Annotated in this window: 14 protein-coding genes and 1 riboswitch; of the genes, 3 read left to right on the forward strand and 11 right to left on the reverse strand. The window is 55.9% G+C overall.

What is annotated here, in order from left to right; all coding sequences use genetic code 11:
• Positions 1-22: 22 nt before the first annotated feature.
• On the reverse strand, positions 23-1,468 hold the full coding sequence (locus EDF78_RS04710) for an MFS transporter (protein WP_131692608.1): 1,446 nt from the start codon (positions 1,466-1,468) through the stop codon (positions 23-25).
• Positions 1,469-1,588: 120 nt separating this feature from the next.
• Here EDF78_RS04710 and EDF78_RS04715 point away from each other — a divergent pair, with 120 nt between their 5' ends.
• Positions 1,589-2,236, forward strand: coding sequence for a metalloregulator ArsR/SmtB family transcription factor (locus tag EDF78_RS04715; RefSeq protein WP_095921261.1), 648 nt, complete (start codon positions 1,589-1,591; stop codon positions 2,234-2,236).
• 71 nt (positions 2,237-2,307) lie between these two features.
• On the opposite strand, the gene rhlE is transcribed toward EDF78_RS04715, so the two are convergent.
• On the reverse strand, positions 2,308-3,717 hold the full coding sequence (rhlE, locus tag EDF78_RS04720) for an ATP-dependent RNA helicase RhlE (RefSeq protein WP_095921260.1): 1,410 nt from the start codon (positions 3,715-3,717) through the stop codon (positions 2,308-2,310).
• Positions 3,718-4,094: 377 nt separating this feature from the next.
• Between rhlE and mdtG the strand changes: the two genes are divergently transcribed.
• Positions 4,095-5,300 carry a multidrug efflux MFS transporter MdtG gene (mdtG, locus tag EDF78_RS04725; protein WP_133822668.1) on the forward strand — a complete coding sequence of 402 codons (1,206 nt, stop codon included), beginning with the start codon at positions 4,095-4,097 and terminating at the stop codon, positions 5,298-5,300.
• Between the two features lie 700 nt (positions 5,301-6,000).
• Here the strand turns inward: mdtG and EDF78_RS04730 are convergent.
• The 6 genes from EDF78_RS04730 to moaA form a co-directional block, all read right to left on the reverse strand.
• Positions 6,001-6,711 (reverse strand): Bax inhibitor-1/YccA family protein, encoded by a 711-nt coding sequence (locus EDF78_RS04730; protein ID WP_013576373.1) that lies wholly within the window; start codon positions 6,709-6,711, stop codon positions 6,001-6,003.
• Positions 6,712-6,829: 118 nt separating this feature from the next.
• A complete protein-coding gene (moaE, locus tag EDF78_RS04735) occupies positions 6,830-7,282 on the reverse strand; it encodes a molybdopterin synthase catalytic subunit MoaE (RefSeq protein ID WP_095921258.1) in 453 nt (150 codons plus the stop codon).
• 1 nt (position 7,283) lies between these two features.
• Complete coding sequence (gene moaD, locus EDF78_RS04740) at positions 7,284-7,529, reverse strand: molybdopterin synthase sulfur carrier subunit (protein WP_095921257.1); 246 nt, start codon at positions 7,527-7,529, stop codon at positions 7,284-7,286.
• Positions 7,526-8,029 carry a cyclic pyranopterin monophosphate synthase MoaC gene (gene moaC, locus EDF78_RS04745; RefSeq protein WP_095921256.1) on the reverse strand — a complete coding sequence of 168 codons (504 nt, stop codon included), beginning with the start codon at positions 8,027-8,029 and terminating at the stop codon, positions 7,526-7,528. Before moaC ends, moaD begins: the two co-directional genes overlap by 4 nt.
• Before the next feature lie 2 nt (positions 8,030-8,031).
• A complete protein-coding gene (moaB, locus tag EDF78_RS04750) occupies positions 8,032-8,544 on the reverse strand; it encodes a molybdenum cofactor biosynthesis protein B (RefSeq protein WP_095921255.1) in 513 nt (170 codons plus the stop codon).
• Between the two features lie 31 nt (positions 8,545-8,575).
• Positions 8,576-9,562: a GTP 3',8-cyclase MoaA gene (gene moaA, locus EDF78_RS04755; protein WP_133822669.1), complete on the reverse strand. Its 987-nt coding sequence runs from the start codon at positions 9,560-9,562 to the stop codon at positions 8,576-8,578.
• Positions 9,552-9,708: riboswitch (molybdenum cofactor riboswitch) on the reverse strand. (Overlaps the previous gene by 11 nt.)
• Positions 9,709-9,964: 256 nt before the next feature.
• On the opposite strand from moaA, the gene yvcK reads away from it, so the two are divergent.
• Positions 9,965-10,873 (forward strand): uridine diphosphate-N-acetylglucosamine-binding protein YvcK, encoded by a 909-nt coding sequence (gene yvcK, locus EDF78_RS04760; protein ID WP_095921253.1) that lies wholly within the window; start codon positions 9,965-9,967, stop codon positions 10,871-10,873.
• Positions 10,874-10,938: 65 nt separating this feature from the next.
• Here the strand turns inward: yvcK and EDF78_RS04765 are convergent, their stop codons facing one another.
• From EDF78_RS04765 to uvrB, 3 genes are all read right to left on the reverse strand, one after another.
• Positions 10,939-11,463 (reverse strand): isochorismatase family protein, encoded by a 525-nt coding sequence (locus EDF78_RS04765; RefSeq protein ID WP_095921252.1) that lies wholly within the window; start codon positions 11,461-11,463, stop codon positions 10,939-10,941.
• 30 nt (positions 11,464-11,493) lie between these two features.
• Positions 11,494-11,862: a VF530 family protein gene (locus EDF78_RS04770; protein WP_095921251.1), complete on the reverse strand. Its 369-nt coding sequence runs from the start codon at positions 11,860-11,862 to the stop codon at positions 11,494-11,496.
• Between the two features lie 66 nt (positions 11,863-11,928).
• The gene (gene uvrB / locus EDF78_RS04775) at positions 11,929-13,935 is read right to left on the reverse strand and encodes an excinuclease ABC subunit UvrB (RefSeq protein WP_095921250.1); all 2,007 of its coding nucleotides are present in this window, start codon (positions 13,933-13,935) and stop codon (positions 11,929-11,931) included.
• Positions 13,936-14,130: the final 195 nt, after the last annotated feature.

Raw genomic sequence — 14,130 nt, forward strand, 5'->3', positions numbered from 1 at the left:
CGCAAGGCCCGCCGCCGGGCAATTATCCCTGAGACAAATCGCCGTTTAATGATGTTTTCGCCCCGCCGTGCAGACGCCTGACCCGCACGGAGCGCCAGGCAATCCACACAGCCAGTAACGCAGGGAGGGCAAACAGCAGGAACATCCAGAATGCCGCGCGGGCTGCGCCGCTGTCGCCCTGATCCACACCGGCAAAGTTAGCCACCGTACCGGCTAATGCCGCGCCGAGTGCCGCCGCAAAAGACTGCACGACGGTGATCGACGCACCGGCTTTTTCGCGATCGTCTTCCGGTGCCTGTTGCAGCACGCGGGTCAGCAGATGCGGCCAGCCGAGACCAATACCGAAACCGGCCAGCGTCAGCCCCAGTACCACGCCGCTGATGTTCAGCCACGCCAGACCAAACGCCACCGGCACGGTGAACAGCAATAAAAGCAGACCGGCGGCCAGGATCAGTGGTCCGAAAATAATCGCGCCATCGGCACGGCGGCCGGTCCAGCCGGAACTCGCCACTTCACTTAATGTCCAGCCCGCGGCAGCGGCAGCCGTGATATATCCGGCCGCCAGCGGCGTCTGACCGTGTAAATGTTGCAGCAGATACGGCACAAACAGCTCGCAGCCAAGTCCGATAATCAGCAGCGTCATCACCAGATACAAACCGTAAAGCGGTGAGGAACGGCGTAATGCGTTGCGCGGCAGCAGCCGGACATCGGCGGTAAATTCGCGGTGACGCAGAATCAAAATCATCACCACCGCGATCACAAATCCGAGCAGGTTAATCAGCCCGGAGGAAGACAGACTGCCCGCCGACACCACCAGCACCGCGCCGGTCAGCAAGGCCAGCTGCAACAGCGGCAGCGGTTCTGCCGGTTGTGTGTCGCGCTGTGATTTCGGCAGGATCCGCCACACCCACAGCCCGAACAACGAGGTGACCGGCAGCAGCAAACCGAATGCCCAGCGCCAGGCGTGCAGTTCCGCGAAAATACCGCCCACCGCAGGGCCGACCAGCGTCGCGATACCCCACATGGCGGAAATCAGCGCCATCGCCCGCGGCCAGAGCGATTCTCTGAACAGCAGATTGATCATCGCGTAGGACAGCGCAAACAGGAATCCCCCGCCCAGCCCCTGCAATGCCCTGCCGAGCAGCAACACCGGCATGTTCGGCGCGGCAGTACAAATCGCGGCACCGGCAATAAAAATACCGGTTGCCATCAGATAACTGCCGCGTGGACCGGCGCTGCGCATCAGCCGTGCTGACAGCGCCGAGCCGAGAATGGAGCAGACGACATACAGCGTGGTGTTCCACGCATACCAGGCCAGCCCGCCGATATCCTGCACCACGGAAGGTAAAATCGTGATCACGATGTAGCTGTTGGTGGCGTAAAGCGCGACGCCCGCACTCAGGGTGATGGCGCTGCCCCGGTTTTCTGCGCTGAATAAATCCGCCCATCCGTTCTGACTTGCCGACATTTCTGTGCATCCCTTTGGTTTATGCTTTCCACACATTGAAGCGCGTAGTGGTTGTGGTATTATTAAAACAAGAAATAACTTGGAATATGTTTTGGGTAATCTAGAACCCGGCGAGGCAATATGTCAAGCAGTGACCTGGAAAATAAAAATGACGTCAGACAAAGTGTGGCAGAACGCCTGCTGACGTTGCTGAAAACCCGTGGGGAATTACAGGCCAGTGATGCCGGTCACCTTTTGGGCACCACCGGCGAGGCGGCACGCCAGCAGTTTGTGAAGCTGGCAAAAGAAGGTCTGGTGGAGGCCAAAGCCGTCTCGCAGGGTGTCGGCCGCCCGGCGCAGTTCTGGCAACTGACCGCCGCAGGCCATGCGCGTTTCCCCGATGCTCACGCCGATCTTACCGTACAACTTTTGCAGCTGATCCGTACCTCGCTGGGCGATTCCGCCCTGGATCAGCTGATCACCTCGCGGGAAAGTCAGACGCTGGAGAATTACCGGCAGGCGATGTCGGGGGCGCAATCACTGGAAGAAAAGCTGCAAAGACTGACAGCCATCCGCACGCGGGAAGGTTATATGGCGGACTGGAAAATGCAGGAAGACGGCAGCTATCTGTTTGTCGAAAATCACTGCCCGATTTGCGCTGCCGCCACAACCTGTCAGGGGTTTTGCCGGGCCGAGCGGGATGTGTTCAGCGAGGTGCTGGAAGCCAGCGTCGAGCGCACCGAGCATATTTTGCAGGGCGCACGCCGTTGTGCCTATGTGATCAGGTAAATCAGATCAGGCAGAACGCAGGCGAAAAAAAACCGCCGGTGAAGGCGGTTTGATAGCAAGTCAGCTGGAACTTATTTGTTGCCGCTGCCCGCATTGCCGGTGCGACGTTGGCCTGCGTGTGCAGGACGCGAACGTGCCGGACGGTTCTCAGCTGAACCGCGGTTTTCTGAACCACGGTTTTCAGAGGTACCGCTGCGCTGACCATTCCCGCCCTGACGCGGAGCGCCTGAACGTGGAGCACCGGAGCGCGGTGCGCCCGGACGCTGGCCCTGACGTGGCGCGCCACGACCGCCGCCGCCGCTGCCCTGACGACCATTAATGATCGGCTCAGCTTTGATGCTCGGGTCTGGCTCGTAGCCTTCCAGCGCGATGCGCGGAATTTCACGTTTCAGCAGACGTTCGATATCACGCAGCAGTTTGTGTTCATCGACACACACCAGAGAAATCGCTTCACCGGTGGCTTCCGCACGACCGGTACGGCCGATACGGTGAACGTAATCTTCCGGCACGTTTGGCAGTTCATAGTTCACCACGTGCGGCAACTGGTCGATATCCAGACCACGCGCAGCGATGTCGGTCGCTACCAGAACACGGATCGAACCGGCTTTGAAATCAGCCAGTGCGCGGGTACGTGCGCCCTGACTTTTGTTGCCGTGAATAGCAGCGGCAGTGATGCCGTCTTTATTCAGCTGTTCAGCCAGATGGTTTGCGCCATGCTTGGTACGGTTGAACACCAGCACCTGTTTCCAGTCGCCTTCGCCGATCATCTGAGACAGCAGTTCTCTCTTACGCTTCTTATCAACAAAGTGAACGCTTTGTTCAATTTGCGCTGACGCGGTGTTGCGACGCGCGACTTCCACGGAAGCCGGGTTGGTCAGCAACTTGCTCGCCAGACCTTTAATCTCATCAGAGAAGGTCGCGGAGAACAGCAGGTTCTGACGTTTGGCAGGCAGTTTCGCCAGCACGCGACGGATGTCATGAATGAAGCCCATGTCCAGCATGCGGTCGGCTTCATCCAGCACCAGAATTTCAACCTGAGATAAATCAACAGCACGCTGATGTTCCAGATCCAGCAAACGGCCAGGCGTTGCGATCAGCACATCCACACCACCGCGCAGTTTCATCATCTGCGGGTTGATGCTCACACCACCAAATACCACCAGCGAACGCAGGGTCAGGTATTTGCTGTAAGCCTGTACGTTTTCACCAATCTGCGCCGCCAGCTCACGGGTTGGGGTCAGGATCAGCGCACGAACCGGGCGACGTCCTTTGAATTGCGCGTTGGTATGGCTGAGCATATTGAGCAGCGGCAGGGTAAAACCAGCGGTTTTACCGGTACCGGTCTGCGCACTCGCCATCAGGTCACGACCTTCCAGCACGACAGGAATAGCCTGACGCTGAATAGGCGTAGGTTCGCGATAGCCCTGTTCTTCAACAGCACGCAAAATTTCGGCACTTAAGCCGAGGGAATCAAATGACATATAAGGAAAAGCTCCAGTCCACTCTAACCCGAACGGGGTTCGGTGCAGTTTCAAGAGTGGATGATCAGACGAGGCAAATGAGGCATTACCACGAGGATTCGGCACAAACTGCAGTGCGCCAGTTGTGGGGATACTAGCACAGAACGCCGCCCCGCGTGAAGTTATCTGCCTTTCGCCTGTAACTGAAGGTGACAACGGTAATCTCTGCTTGCGATTTCGGGCGGCATAATCTGCCGTCATAATCCGAAACTTTGATACAGGATAATCAATTATAAACCTGATGAATGGGTTCCCACTTTTTGCGTCCCACTTCACAGATTTGATTGCTATGCTTCGGTTCTCACACTCCTCTGTCCATAAGGCTACCTCGCTGCAACATGGAAACCTGGAAAGTAAATTTAATCTCCGTCTGGCTGGGCTGTTTTTTTACCGGCATGGCGATGAGTCAGATCCTGCCTTTTCTACCGCTCTACATCGAACAGCTTGGTGTGACGTCGCATGAATCCCTGAGTTTGTGGTCAGGGCTGGTGTTCAGCGGCACGTTTCTGGTTTCCGCTATTGTTGCGCCGCTGTGGGGGAGTCTTGCGGACCGTAAGGGTCGTAAACTGATGTTGCTGCGTGCCGCACTGGGCATGGCCATTGTCATGATGTTGCAGGGATTCGCCACCAACGTCTGGCAGCTTTTTATCCTGCGTACGCTGATGGGGCTGACCTCCGGTTACATTCCGAATGCCATGGCGCTGGTCGCCTCGCAGGTGCCGCGTGATAAAAGCGGCTGGGCGCTCGGTACGCTGTCTACCGGTCAGGTGTCGGGCGTGATTATCGGCCCGCTGCTCGGCGGTTTTATGGCTGACCACCTCGGCCTGCGCACGGTGTTTTTCGTCACCAGCGGCATGTTGTTTATCAGCTTCCTGATCACCTTATTTCTGATCAAAGAGCGCGTGGTGCCGGTGACCAAAGCCAACCGGCTGAGCGGTAAAGCGGTATTCACCACGCTGCCTTATCCGTGGCTGATTGTCAGTCTGTTCGTCACCACCATGATGATTCAGCTGGCGAATGGTTCTATCAGCCCGATCCTGACACTTTTTATCCGTGAACTGTCATCGGACACCAGCAATATCGCCTTTATCAGCGGGGTGATCGCCGCCGTGCCGGGGGTTTCCGCGCTGATGGCTGCGCCCAAACTCGGCAAACTCGGCGACCGCATTGGCGCGCACCGTATTCTTATCGCCGCGCTGGTGTTTTGCTTCATTCTGTTCTGTCTGATGGCGCTGATTAATACGCCGACCCAGCTGGGTATCCTGCGTTTCATGCTCGGTTTCGGCGATGGGGCGCTGATGCCTGCGGTTCAGGCGTTACTGGTGAAATACAGCAGCGATCAGGTCACCGGCCGGATATTCGGGTACAACCAGTCATTTATGTATCTCGGGAATGTGGTCGGGCCGCTGATTGGCTCCAGTGCCTCCGCCCTGCTCGGCTTCAGATGGGTATTTATCGTCACGGCGGTGCTGGTGTTATTTAACACCGTACAGGTGTGGTGGAGTTTCCGGCGGGTGCCGACGGGGAGAGTGCGGATACCGTAAGCCGCAGTAGCCGGGCTGTCATGGCCATTTGGAAATGGCGGAAACTTTTTGACTTAAAAATTGATCGAGAAAATTTCGGTTTCTCAATGACGTCGTTCATTTAACTTGCTGCGCCGAAACCGACCAGAGGGGAAAGGCTTTTCCCCTCTGAACTCCCCTCGCTTTTTTACTGCGCGCTATCGCAGGCTCGATGGACATATCCTGTCGCATCACCGGGTGGCGCAAAATGTCATCGCTGCGCGATTCCCTCATTTCAGGCTTCGAGCCCTACGTCTCGAACCATTCATTCGGTGCCATTTTTGATCACGCCAATCCACTTTTCTAAAGATGATAAACAGTCTGCCTTCGAATTTAAGATCGTGCGGGCGATTCAGAAATCTTGCTGAACAGAGCGGCTTCGAGACCTTTGGCTCGAAGACCGAGAGAAGGGACCGCGCAGCGGCAAGATTTCCAGCCTGTCTCTGCGGCAACTGAAACATAGCCAGCGAGCGGTAGCGGGCAGTTCAAGACGTGGAGATTCCAAAGAGGGCTCGTCATAGCCCTCTTTGGTCGGTTTCGGCACAGTGAGTTATGCGATCATCGCACGTGAAAAACCGAAACTTTCTCAATCCTTTTTTAAAAGCCGCCCTTTGCCGCGGCACCGGCATAAAAAAAGGGGCACTTCTCAGTGCCCCTCTCTCATATTTGCAATCAAAAACCCTTAACGGCGGTTGCCGAAAATCCGCAGCAACATCAGGAACAGGTTGATGAAATCGAGATACAACGTCAGTGCGCCGACAATGGAGTATTTACGGAAGTTATCGCGATCATCTGCGGACAACTGCGCACCCATATTTTTCAGCTTCTGCGTGTCGTACGCGGTCAGGCCGACGAAGATCAGCACACCGGCATAGGAAATGATGTTCGCAAGGCCGGAGCTTTTCAGCCACATGTTCACCAGTGACGCCAGCACCAGGCCGATCAGCGCCATGAACAGCATGCTGCCGATACCGGTTAGATCCCGTTTGGTCACGTAACCGTAAACACTCATCGCACCGAACATCCCGGCGGCAACGATGAAAGTCCCGAAGATGGAATCACCGGTGTAGACCAGGAAAATACTGGAAAGCGTCAGGCCGGTCAGTGCGGAATACAGCATAAACAGACCGGTAGCGACGGTGCCGCTCAGACGGTTCACCATGCCGGAAATCACGAACACCAGCGCCAGTTGCGCGATGATCAAACCGAAGAAAGTAATCTGGCTGGAGAAAACAAAGCTCATGATTTTTTCAGAGCCGGAAGCGTACCAGGCCACAAATGCGGTCAGCAGCAGACCACAGAACATCCAGCCATACACTTGCGCCATGTACGCCTGAATGCCGGTGTTCGCGCGTTCAACAATTGAACCGTTACTGCGTGGATATCGATCCATGATGATTACCCTTTTGCATGGAGGATGAAAAATGAGGCCGGAATGGCCTCCCGATTTTTAAAGCGTATCACAGATAGAGAGAAAAGCATGGGAGGTCTGCGTGCGGTTGAGCCGCTATTTACCAGCGCGCAGCGGCCTGTTTGTCGCTGTCGCGGGCATCAACCCAGCGGTCGCCCTCTTCCGTGGCTTCCCGTTTCCAGAACGGTGCACGGGTTTTCAGATGATCCATAATGAATTCATTGGCGTCGAATGCCATGCCACGGTGCGCACTGGTCACGCCGACAAACACGATTTCATCCCCCGGATACATCGGCCCGACGCGGTGATACACCGAGACACGTTGCAGCGGCCAGCGGGCGCGCGCTTCGGCAACAATTTCTGCCAGCGCTTTTTCGGTCATGCCCGGATAATGTTCCAGCGTTAACGCGCTGACGTGACTGCCCAGATTGTGATTGCGCACTTTACCGGTAAAAGTCACCACCGCGCCGTCGGCGTCAGATTGCGCCAGCCAGTTGTACTCGTCACCGACGCTGAACGGCGCGGCATCGACAATAATTTTCGTCTGATCCATCTCAGCCTCCGGTAACCGGCGGGAAGAACGCCACTTCATCACCCGCCGTCAGCGGATGCGCCATTGTGGTCAGCGTCTGGTTAACCGCCACCAGCAATTTGCCGGATTCCAGCGCCAGCGCCCAGCGGTCGCCGCGTGTGATCAGCGAGTTGCGTAATGCTTCCACCGTCGGGAATTCAGACGGCAGTTGCAGGCTGGCGGTGCCGGTCAGTTCACGCACCTGAGCGAAGAATAAAATGTCGATCATACTTTCACCTTACTTTCGGCTTTGGCTTCTGCGTTAAAGTCTCCGGATTTACCGCCGGTTTTTTCCAGCAGACGGATCGGGCCGATCACCATGTCTTTCTGTACCGCTTTGCACATGTCATAGATGGTCAGCGCCGCGACGGAAGCCGCGGTCAGGGCTTCCATTTCCACGCCGGTTTTACCGCTCAGGCGACAACGTGATTCGATGCGCACGCGGTTATGCTCCGGCTGGGCTTCAAGTTTCACTTCTACTTTTGTCAGCAGCAACGGATGACACAGCGGGATCAGATCCCAGGTCTTTTTCGCCGCCTGAATACCGGCGATACGCGCCGTGGCGAACACATCACCTTTATGGTGATTGCCGTTGATGATCATCGCCAGCGTGTCAGCGGCCATTTCAACAAAGGCTTCGGCACGGGCTTCGCGGACGGTTTCCGCTTTGCCGGAAACATCCACCATGTGGGCGTCACCGGACGCATTAATGTGGGTCAGTTCAGACATACTTATTTCTTCAAATGTGGAGTGAAATTGCACGGCCCCTGACGGGCGTCGAGCTGCGCTTCAATGATGTTTTCCCAGGCGGTCTGGCAGGCACGGGTGGAACCGGGCATGGCGAAAATCACCGTCTGGTTGGCAATACCGCCGATGGCACGCGACTGGATAGTCGAGGTGCCGATATCTTCGAACGACACCATGCGGAACAACTCGCCGAAGCCTTCGATTTCGCGGTCAAACAGGGGCTTCAGTGCCTCCGGCGTATTGTTACCGGCATTAAAACCGGTACCGCCGTTGATCAAAATCGCCTGAATTTTTTCATCGGCAATCCACGCGGAAACCACGGCGCGGATGCTGTAAATGTTCTCTTTAACGATTTGCTGCGCGACAACGTGATGACCGCCGTCCGTCACCGCCTCTTTCAGGTAATGCCCGGAGGTGTCTTCCGCGTCGGTGCGGCGGTCGGAAACCGTCATGATCGCGACAGATAAAGGCAAAAACTCTTTACTGGCTTTGCTCATCAGTTTGCTCCTTAAACGATTGATCCCGGACTCAGCCGCCGATAAACGACAGGTTCTGAGTGATACCGGTATTGCCTTCATGCAGGAAGTGAGTTTGTTTTTTACGGCTGAGGCCGCCCTGAATGCGGTCCATCAGGTCTTCCTGCTGCATGTCGTCGGCTAATAAATCGCGCAGAGGAATGCCCTGCTCGCCGAAAAGACACAAATGCAGATTGCCGATGGCAGACACGCGCAGACGGTTACAGCTGGCGCAGAAGTCTTTTTCGTACGGCATGATCAGACCGATTTCCCCGAGGTAATCCGGATGGCTGAAGACCTGCGCCGGGCCATCGCTGCGGGCGCGAATCTGCAACTGCCAGCCCTGACGCACCAGTTGCTCGCGCAGCACTTCGCCGGATACATGGTGTTTACGGAACAGGTCGCCGCCGTCGCCGGTTTCCATCAGTTCGATGAAACGCAGCTGGATCGGACGGGTTTTGATCCAGTCAAGGAAGGTGTTCAGGCTGGCGTGATTCACATCGCGCATCAGCACGGTGTTGACTTTCACCTTGCTGAAACCGGCGTCAAAAGCGGCGTCGATACCGGCCATGACCTCATGGAATTTATTCTGCCCGGTGATGGCATGAAACTGGCGGGCATCCAGACTGTCCACGCTGACGTTGATGTTGGTCAGCCCGGCATCGCGCCATTGCGCAATATCACGCGCCATACGGTAGCCGTTGGTGGTCACGGCCAGGGTTTTGATGGAAGGATTTTCGCGCACGGCGGCAATGATTTCGCAGAAGTCGCGACGCAGCGACGGTTCGCCACCGGTCAGGCGCACTTTTTCCGTCCCTAAGTTAGCGAACGCGCGGCTGACCCGACGGATTTCATCGAGCGAGAGAAAACTTTTATTGCTGTGTCCGTGCGGCTTATAGCCATCCGGCAGACAATAGGTGCAACGAAAATTGCACACATCAGTGATCGACAGCCGCAAGTAATAAAACTTGCGGGCAAAAGCATCAGTTAGTTGAAGCACCTTAACACCTTTCCAAATACGGGAGATGCGGGCATTTCTGCCGTGCACCCTGGTGACTTTCGTCACGGCCAGGGCTCCATATTGTTTCTGTGGGAACATCGTCAGAAAGGCAACTTAGGAACCAGGGCTAGGAGTTGATTCATCCCGTCCATAGCGGAGCGATGATGAATACGGGGGTAACGGCCTGTATTCTAACGCCGCAAAGTCCGGATCGCCAAGATGGTTTTTCGTTATGCATTTTGATATATAACGATTTTTCGCGACAAAAGGCTGCATTTTCAATGCGAAAACCGCTTGTTTTTGAATGCGCTGAGAATGCTGCGAAGTGATAACATCTTGTTGCAAAATTAGGTAAAATCCGCCGCAAGAAACCCGTCCCCTCCCCCGATTCAGAAGGTAATTATGCGTAACCGAACATTGGCAGATCTCGACCGGGTGGTGGCATTAGGCGGAGGCCACGGGCTGGGCCGTGTGATGTCCTCCCTTTCCGCACTGGGTCCGCGTCTGACCGGCATTGTGACCACCACCGATAATGGCGGATCCACCGGCCGCATCCGCCGCTCGGTCGGCGGCATCGCCTGGGGCGACATGCGTAACTGCCTCAATCAGCTGATTACCGAGCCAAGTCTGGCGTCCGCCATGTTTGAATACCGTTTCAGCGGTCAGGGCGAACTGGACGGCCATAATCTCGGCAACCTGATGCTGCGCGCGCTGGATCATCTGACCGTGCGCCCGCTCGAGGCGATCAATCTGGTACGCAGCCTGCTGAAAGTGGATGCCGAGCTGATCCCGATGTCAGAACAACCGGTCGATCTGGCGGCGATTGATGCGCATGGTGAGCGCGTTCACGGCGAGGTGAATGTCGACAAGCTGACGCAAATCCCGCGCGAACTGCTGCTGGAACCTCAGGTGCCCGCCACCCGCGAGGCGCTACAGGCGATCGCCGAGGCCAATCTGATCCTGATTGGTCCGGGAAGTTTCTTTACCAGCCTGATGCCATTGCTGCTGATGAGCGATCTGACCAGCGCCCTGCGCCGCAGCCGCGCGCACATCGTGTATATCGGAAATCTGGGGAAAGAACTGAGCGTCGCCGCCGCCTCGCTGACGCTGGACGATAAGCTGGATATGATCGAGAAACGTATTGGCCGCCGTGCCGATGCCGCGATTGTCGGGCCGAAAGTGAAAATCGGTAAAAGTGCCGGTGAGCATTTGATTATTCAAAGCCCGCTGGAAGCCAGCGACATTCCCTACCGTCATGACCGCGATATGTTGCGGATGGCGGTGGAAGAAGCGCTGCAAAAAATGCACTGATGTCTGACGAACAGAAACACGAAAGGCCGCGCAATGCGGCCTTTTTTACGCAGACGAAACGGGGATTATTGCCAGTCTGCCAGAATGTCAGCGGTGGTTTTCACCGTCACCGGATTGCCCGGCACCGACAGCTCACGCCACACTTCGTTATGTTGCCCGATCAGTTGCTGCGCCGTGGCGTGTGTGCGGTCGCCGGTGGTATGCGCGTCTGACGCGACCGTCACGGCATAGCCTTTGCTCGCAGCCACTTTGATGGTGGTATCGACACAATAATCCGTTGCACAGCCACAAATCGTAAAACGGCTGGCGTTGAGTTCCTGCAAGACAGTTTCAAGCGTGGTGCGATAGAAAGCATCACAGGCGGTTTTGGTGACAGAAATGGCCCCTTCCGGCTGATGTAACTCAGGTATCACCTGCCAGAATTCACTGCCTTCGGTCATCTCCCCTTCAGCATGCTGAATGAAAATCACGCGCCCTGCCCGGTCGATCAGCTGGTTAATGCGCTCACTCCGCCCGCTGCGGTCATAACGCGGGGCAGCCAACACCCCGTTTTGCATATCCACCACAATAAGAACCTGTTGCTCTGCCACGATCCTTCCCCTTTAAGAAAACAATCTGAATTACTTCTTCACCAGCGGATGGTTATTCCACGGGCTGTCAGCCGCCGGTTTGGCCGTGCTGACTTTTGGCTTTTGCGGTGCCTGCGCCGACAACGGCGTGCGGCGCTTGCTGCGGGTCATATCCGGGCGCAGATGGCCTTCGATGAAATCCAGATACAGCGTTTCGACTTCCTTGCGCGCCCACGGCGTACGACGCAGGAATTTCAGGCTGGATTTCACGCTCGGGTCGCTTTTAAAGCAGTTGATATTGACCTGCGACGCCAGCGCGGGCCAGCCAAAGTTATCCACCAGCGTTGTCAGCAGTTTTTCCAGCGTGACGCCGTGCAGCGGGTCTTTCGCTGCGCCAGGATGTTGTGGTGTATCTGTCATTGGCTCGCTCTTCGTTAAAATGTCTGGGTCATGATTTTTAAGCCGCGCAGTCTACCACCCTTCCCGTTATGAAATCGCAATAAACTGCTCGCGCAAGGCATGCAACTCGTCGCGGGTGTTGGCCGCTTCTTCGAACTCCAGATTCTGCGCGTGCGCATACATCTTGCTTTCCAGCTCTTTGATGCGCTGCTCCAGTGCTTTCGGCGTAAGCGATTTGAAGGTCTGCGCCGCTTCGGCATCGCGTTTGTCTTTGTTCTTTTTGGTCTTCGGCTGACCAAGTTGCAGGATGTCGGAAATCTTCTTGTTCAGCCCCATCGGCGTGATGCCGTTTTCGAGGTTATAGGCTTCCTGTTTGGCGCGACGACGCTCGGTTTCTTCGATGGCGCGGGCCATCGAATTGGTAATTTTATCGCCGTACAGAATCGCTTTACCGTTGAGGTTACGCGCCGCACGGCCAATGGTCTGGATCAGCGACCGTTCTGAACGCAGGAAGCCCTCTTTGTCGGCATCGAGGATCGCCACCAGCGACACTTCCGGCATATCCAGCCCTTCACGCAGCAAGTTGATGCCGACCAGCACGTCGAATTCGCCGAGACGCAAATCGCGGATGATCTCCACACGCTCGACGGTATCGATGTCAGAGTGCAGGTAACGCACCTTCTCGCCGTGTTCTTCCAGATACTCGGTCAAATCCTCGGCCATGCGTTTGGTCAGCGTGGTGACCAGCACACGCTCGTTAATTGCCACGCGTTTGCGGATTTCAGACAGCAGATCATCGACCTGTGTACTCACCGGCCGGACTTCGATCAGCGGATCCAGCAGACCGGTCGGACGCACCACCTGATCAACCACATCGTCACCGGATTTCTCCAGCTCGTATTTCCCCGGCGTGGCCGAGACGTAAATACTTTGCGGTGCCAGCGCTTCGAATTCCTCAAAGCGCATCGGACGGTTATCCAGCGCCGAAGGCAGACGGAATCCATATTCCACCAGTGTTTCTTTACGCGAGCGGTCGCCTTTGTACATGCCGCCGATTTGGGGAATGGTCACGTGCGATTCGTCGACAATCAGCAGGCCGTCGGCAGGCAGATAATCAAACAGGGTCGGTGGCGGCTCGCCCGGCCCACGGCCGGACAGATAGCGCGAGTAGTTTTCGATACCGGAGCAATACCCCAGCTCGTTCATCATCTCGAGATCAAACTGCGTACGCTGGCTGATGCGCTGCTCTTCCAGCAGTTTATTATTCGCCAGCAGCACCTTGCGGCGGTCGGCCAGTTCAACTTTGATCTCTTCCATCGCCTGCACGATACGTTCGCGTGGCGTGACGTAGTGCGTTTTCGGGTAGATGGTGAAACGCGGCACTTCATGCTGTACCTGACCGGTCAGCGGATCAAACAGTGACAGGCGTTCGACTTCCTGATCGAATAACTCGATGCGCAGCGCCAGATCGTCGGATTCGGCCGGGAAGACGTCAATGACTTCGCCACGCACGCGGAAGGTACTGCGCTGAAACGCCTGATCGTTACGGGCATATTGCAGCTCTGCCAGACGGCGCAGGATGGAACGCTGATCAATAATCATCCCTTTGGTCAGGTGCAGCATCATTTTCAGATACAGGTCCGGATCGCCCAGACCGTAGATGGCAGAAACCGACGCCACCACGATGACATCGCGGCGTTCCAGCAGGGCTTTAGTGGCAGAAAGACGCATCTGTTCGATATGTTCGTTCACAGACGCATCTTTTTCGATAAAGGTATCTGAGCTCGGGACATATGCCTCGGGCTGATAATAATCGTAGTAAGAGACAAAATACTCGACGGCGTTTTCCGGGAAGAACTCTTTCATCTCGCCGTATAGCTGTGCCGCCAGCGTTTTATTTGGCGCAAGAACCATCGTCGGACGGTTGAGGTCTGCAATGACATTCGCCACCGTAAAGGTCTTGCCTGACCCGGTTACCCCCAGCAGTGTCTGGTGCGCCAGTCCGTTCTCCAGCCCTTCTTCCAGACGGCGTATCGCCTCAGGCTGATCACCTGATGGTTTAAATTCGGAATGCAGTTTGAACTCTTTACTCATGACGGGCTACCTGACTGAAGTGGGAACGTATAAGGCCGTGCGCGCTGAATGTGTGAACAGTTTGCGGAAAAACAGTATGAAAGACTTCGCGATTTTTGCCAGCCTTGATTTAACGCCGACTATAATACTGTATATAAAACCAGCTTCCAATGAATAAAAACGGCGGCGCATTTAACCGGTTGCTGCAACTGCACT

It is taken from the genome of Rahnella sp. BIGb0236 (assembly GCF_004364755.1).
GTDB lineage: Bacteria > Pseudomonadota > Gammaproteobacteria > Enterobacterales > Enterobacteriaceae > Rahnella > Rahnella victoriana.

What these genes read in the sequence shown, in the direction of transcription:
- moaC (WP_095921256.1), bottom strand. Translation starts at nt 8,029, where the DNA reads ATGTCTGAACTGACCCACATTAATGCGTCCGGTGACGCCCACATGGTG.
- EDF78_RS04770 (WP_095921251.1), bottom strand. Translation starts at nt 11,862, where the DNA reads ATGACAGATACACCACAACATCCTGGCGCAGCGAAAGACCCGCTGCAC.
- moaE (WP_095921258.1), bottom strand. Translation starts at nt 7,282, where the DNA reads ATGGATCAGACGAAAATTATTGTCGATGCCGCGCCGTTCAGCGTCGGT.
- moaB (WP_095921255.1), bottom strand. Translation starts at nt 8,544, where the DNA reads ATGAGCAAAGCCAGTAAAGAGTTTTTGCCTTTATCTGTCGCGATCATG.
- rhlE (WP_095921260.1), bottom strand. Translation starts at nt 3,717, where the DNA reads ATGTCATTTGATTCCCTCGGCTTAAGTGCCGAAATTTTGCGTGCTGTT.
- mdtG (WP_133822668.1), top strand. Translation starts at nt 4,095, where the DNA reads ATGGAAACCTGGAAAGTAAATTTAATCTCCGTCTGGCTGGGCTGTTTT.
- moaD (WP_095921257.1), bottom strand. Translation starts at nt 7,529, where the DNA reads ATGATCGACATTTTATTCTTCGCTCAGGTGCGTGAACTGACCGGCACC.
- EDF78_RS04715 (WP_095921261.1), top strand. Translation starts at nt 1,589, where the DNA reads ATGTCAAGCAGTGACCTGGAAAATAAAAATGACGTCAGACAAAGTGTG.
- EDF78_RS04730 (WP_013576373.1), bottom strand. Translation starts at nt 6,711, where the DNA reads ATGGATCGATATCCACGCAGTAACGGTTCAATTGTTGAACGCGCGAAC.
- yvcK (WP_095921253.1), top strand. Translation starts at nt 9,965, where the DNA reads ATGCGTAACCGAACATTGGCAGATCTCGACCGGGTGGTGGCATTAGGC.
- uvrB (WP_095921250.1), bottom strand. Translation starts at nt 13,935, where the DNA reads ATGAGTAAAGAGTTCAAACTGCATTCCGAATTTAAACCATCAGGTGAT.
- EDF78_RS04710 (WP_131692608.1), bottom strand. Translation starts at nt 1,468, where the DNA reads ATGTCGGCAAGTCAGAACGGATGGGCGGATTTATTCAGCGCAGAAAAC.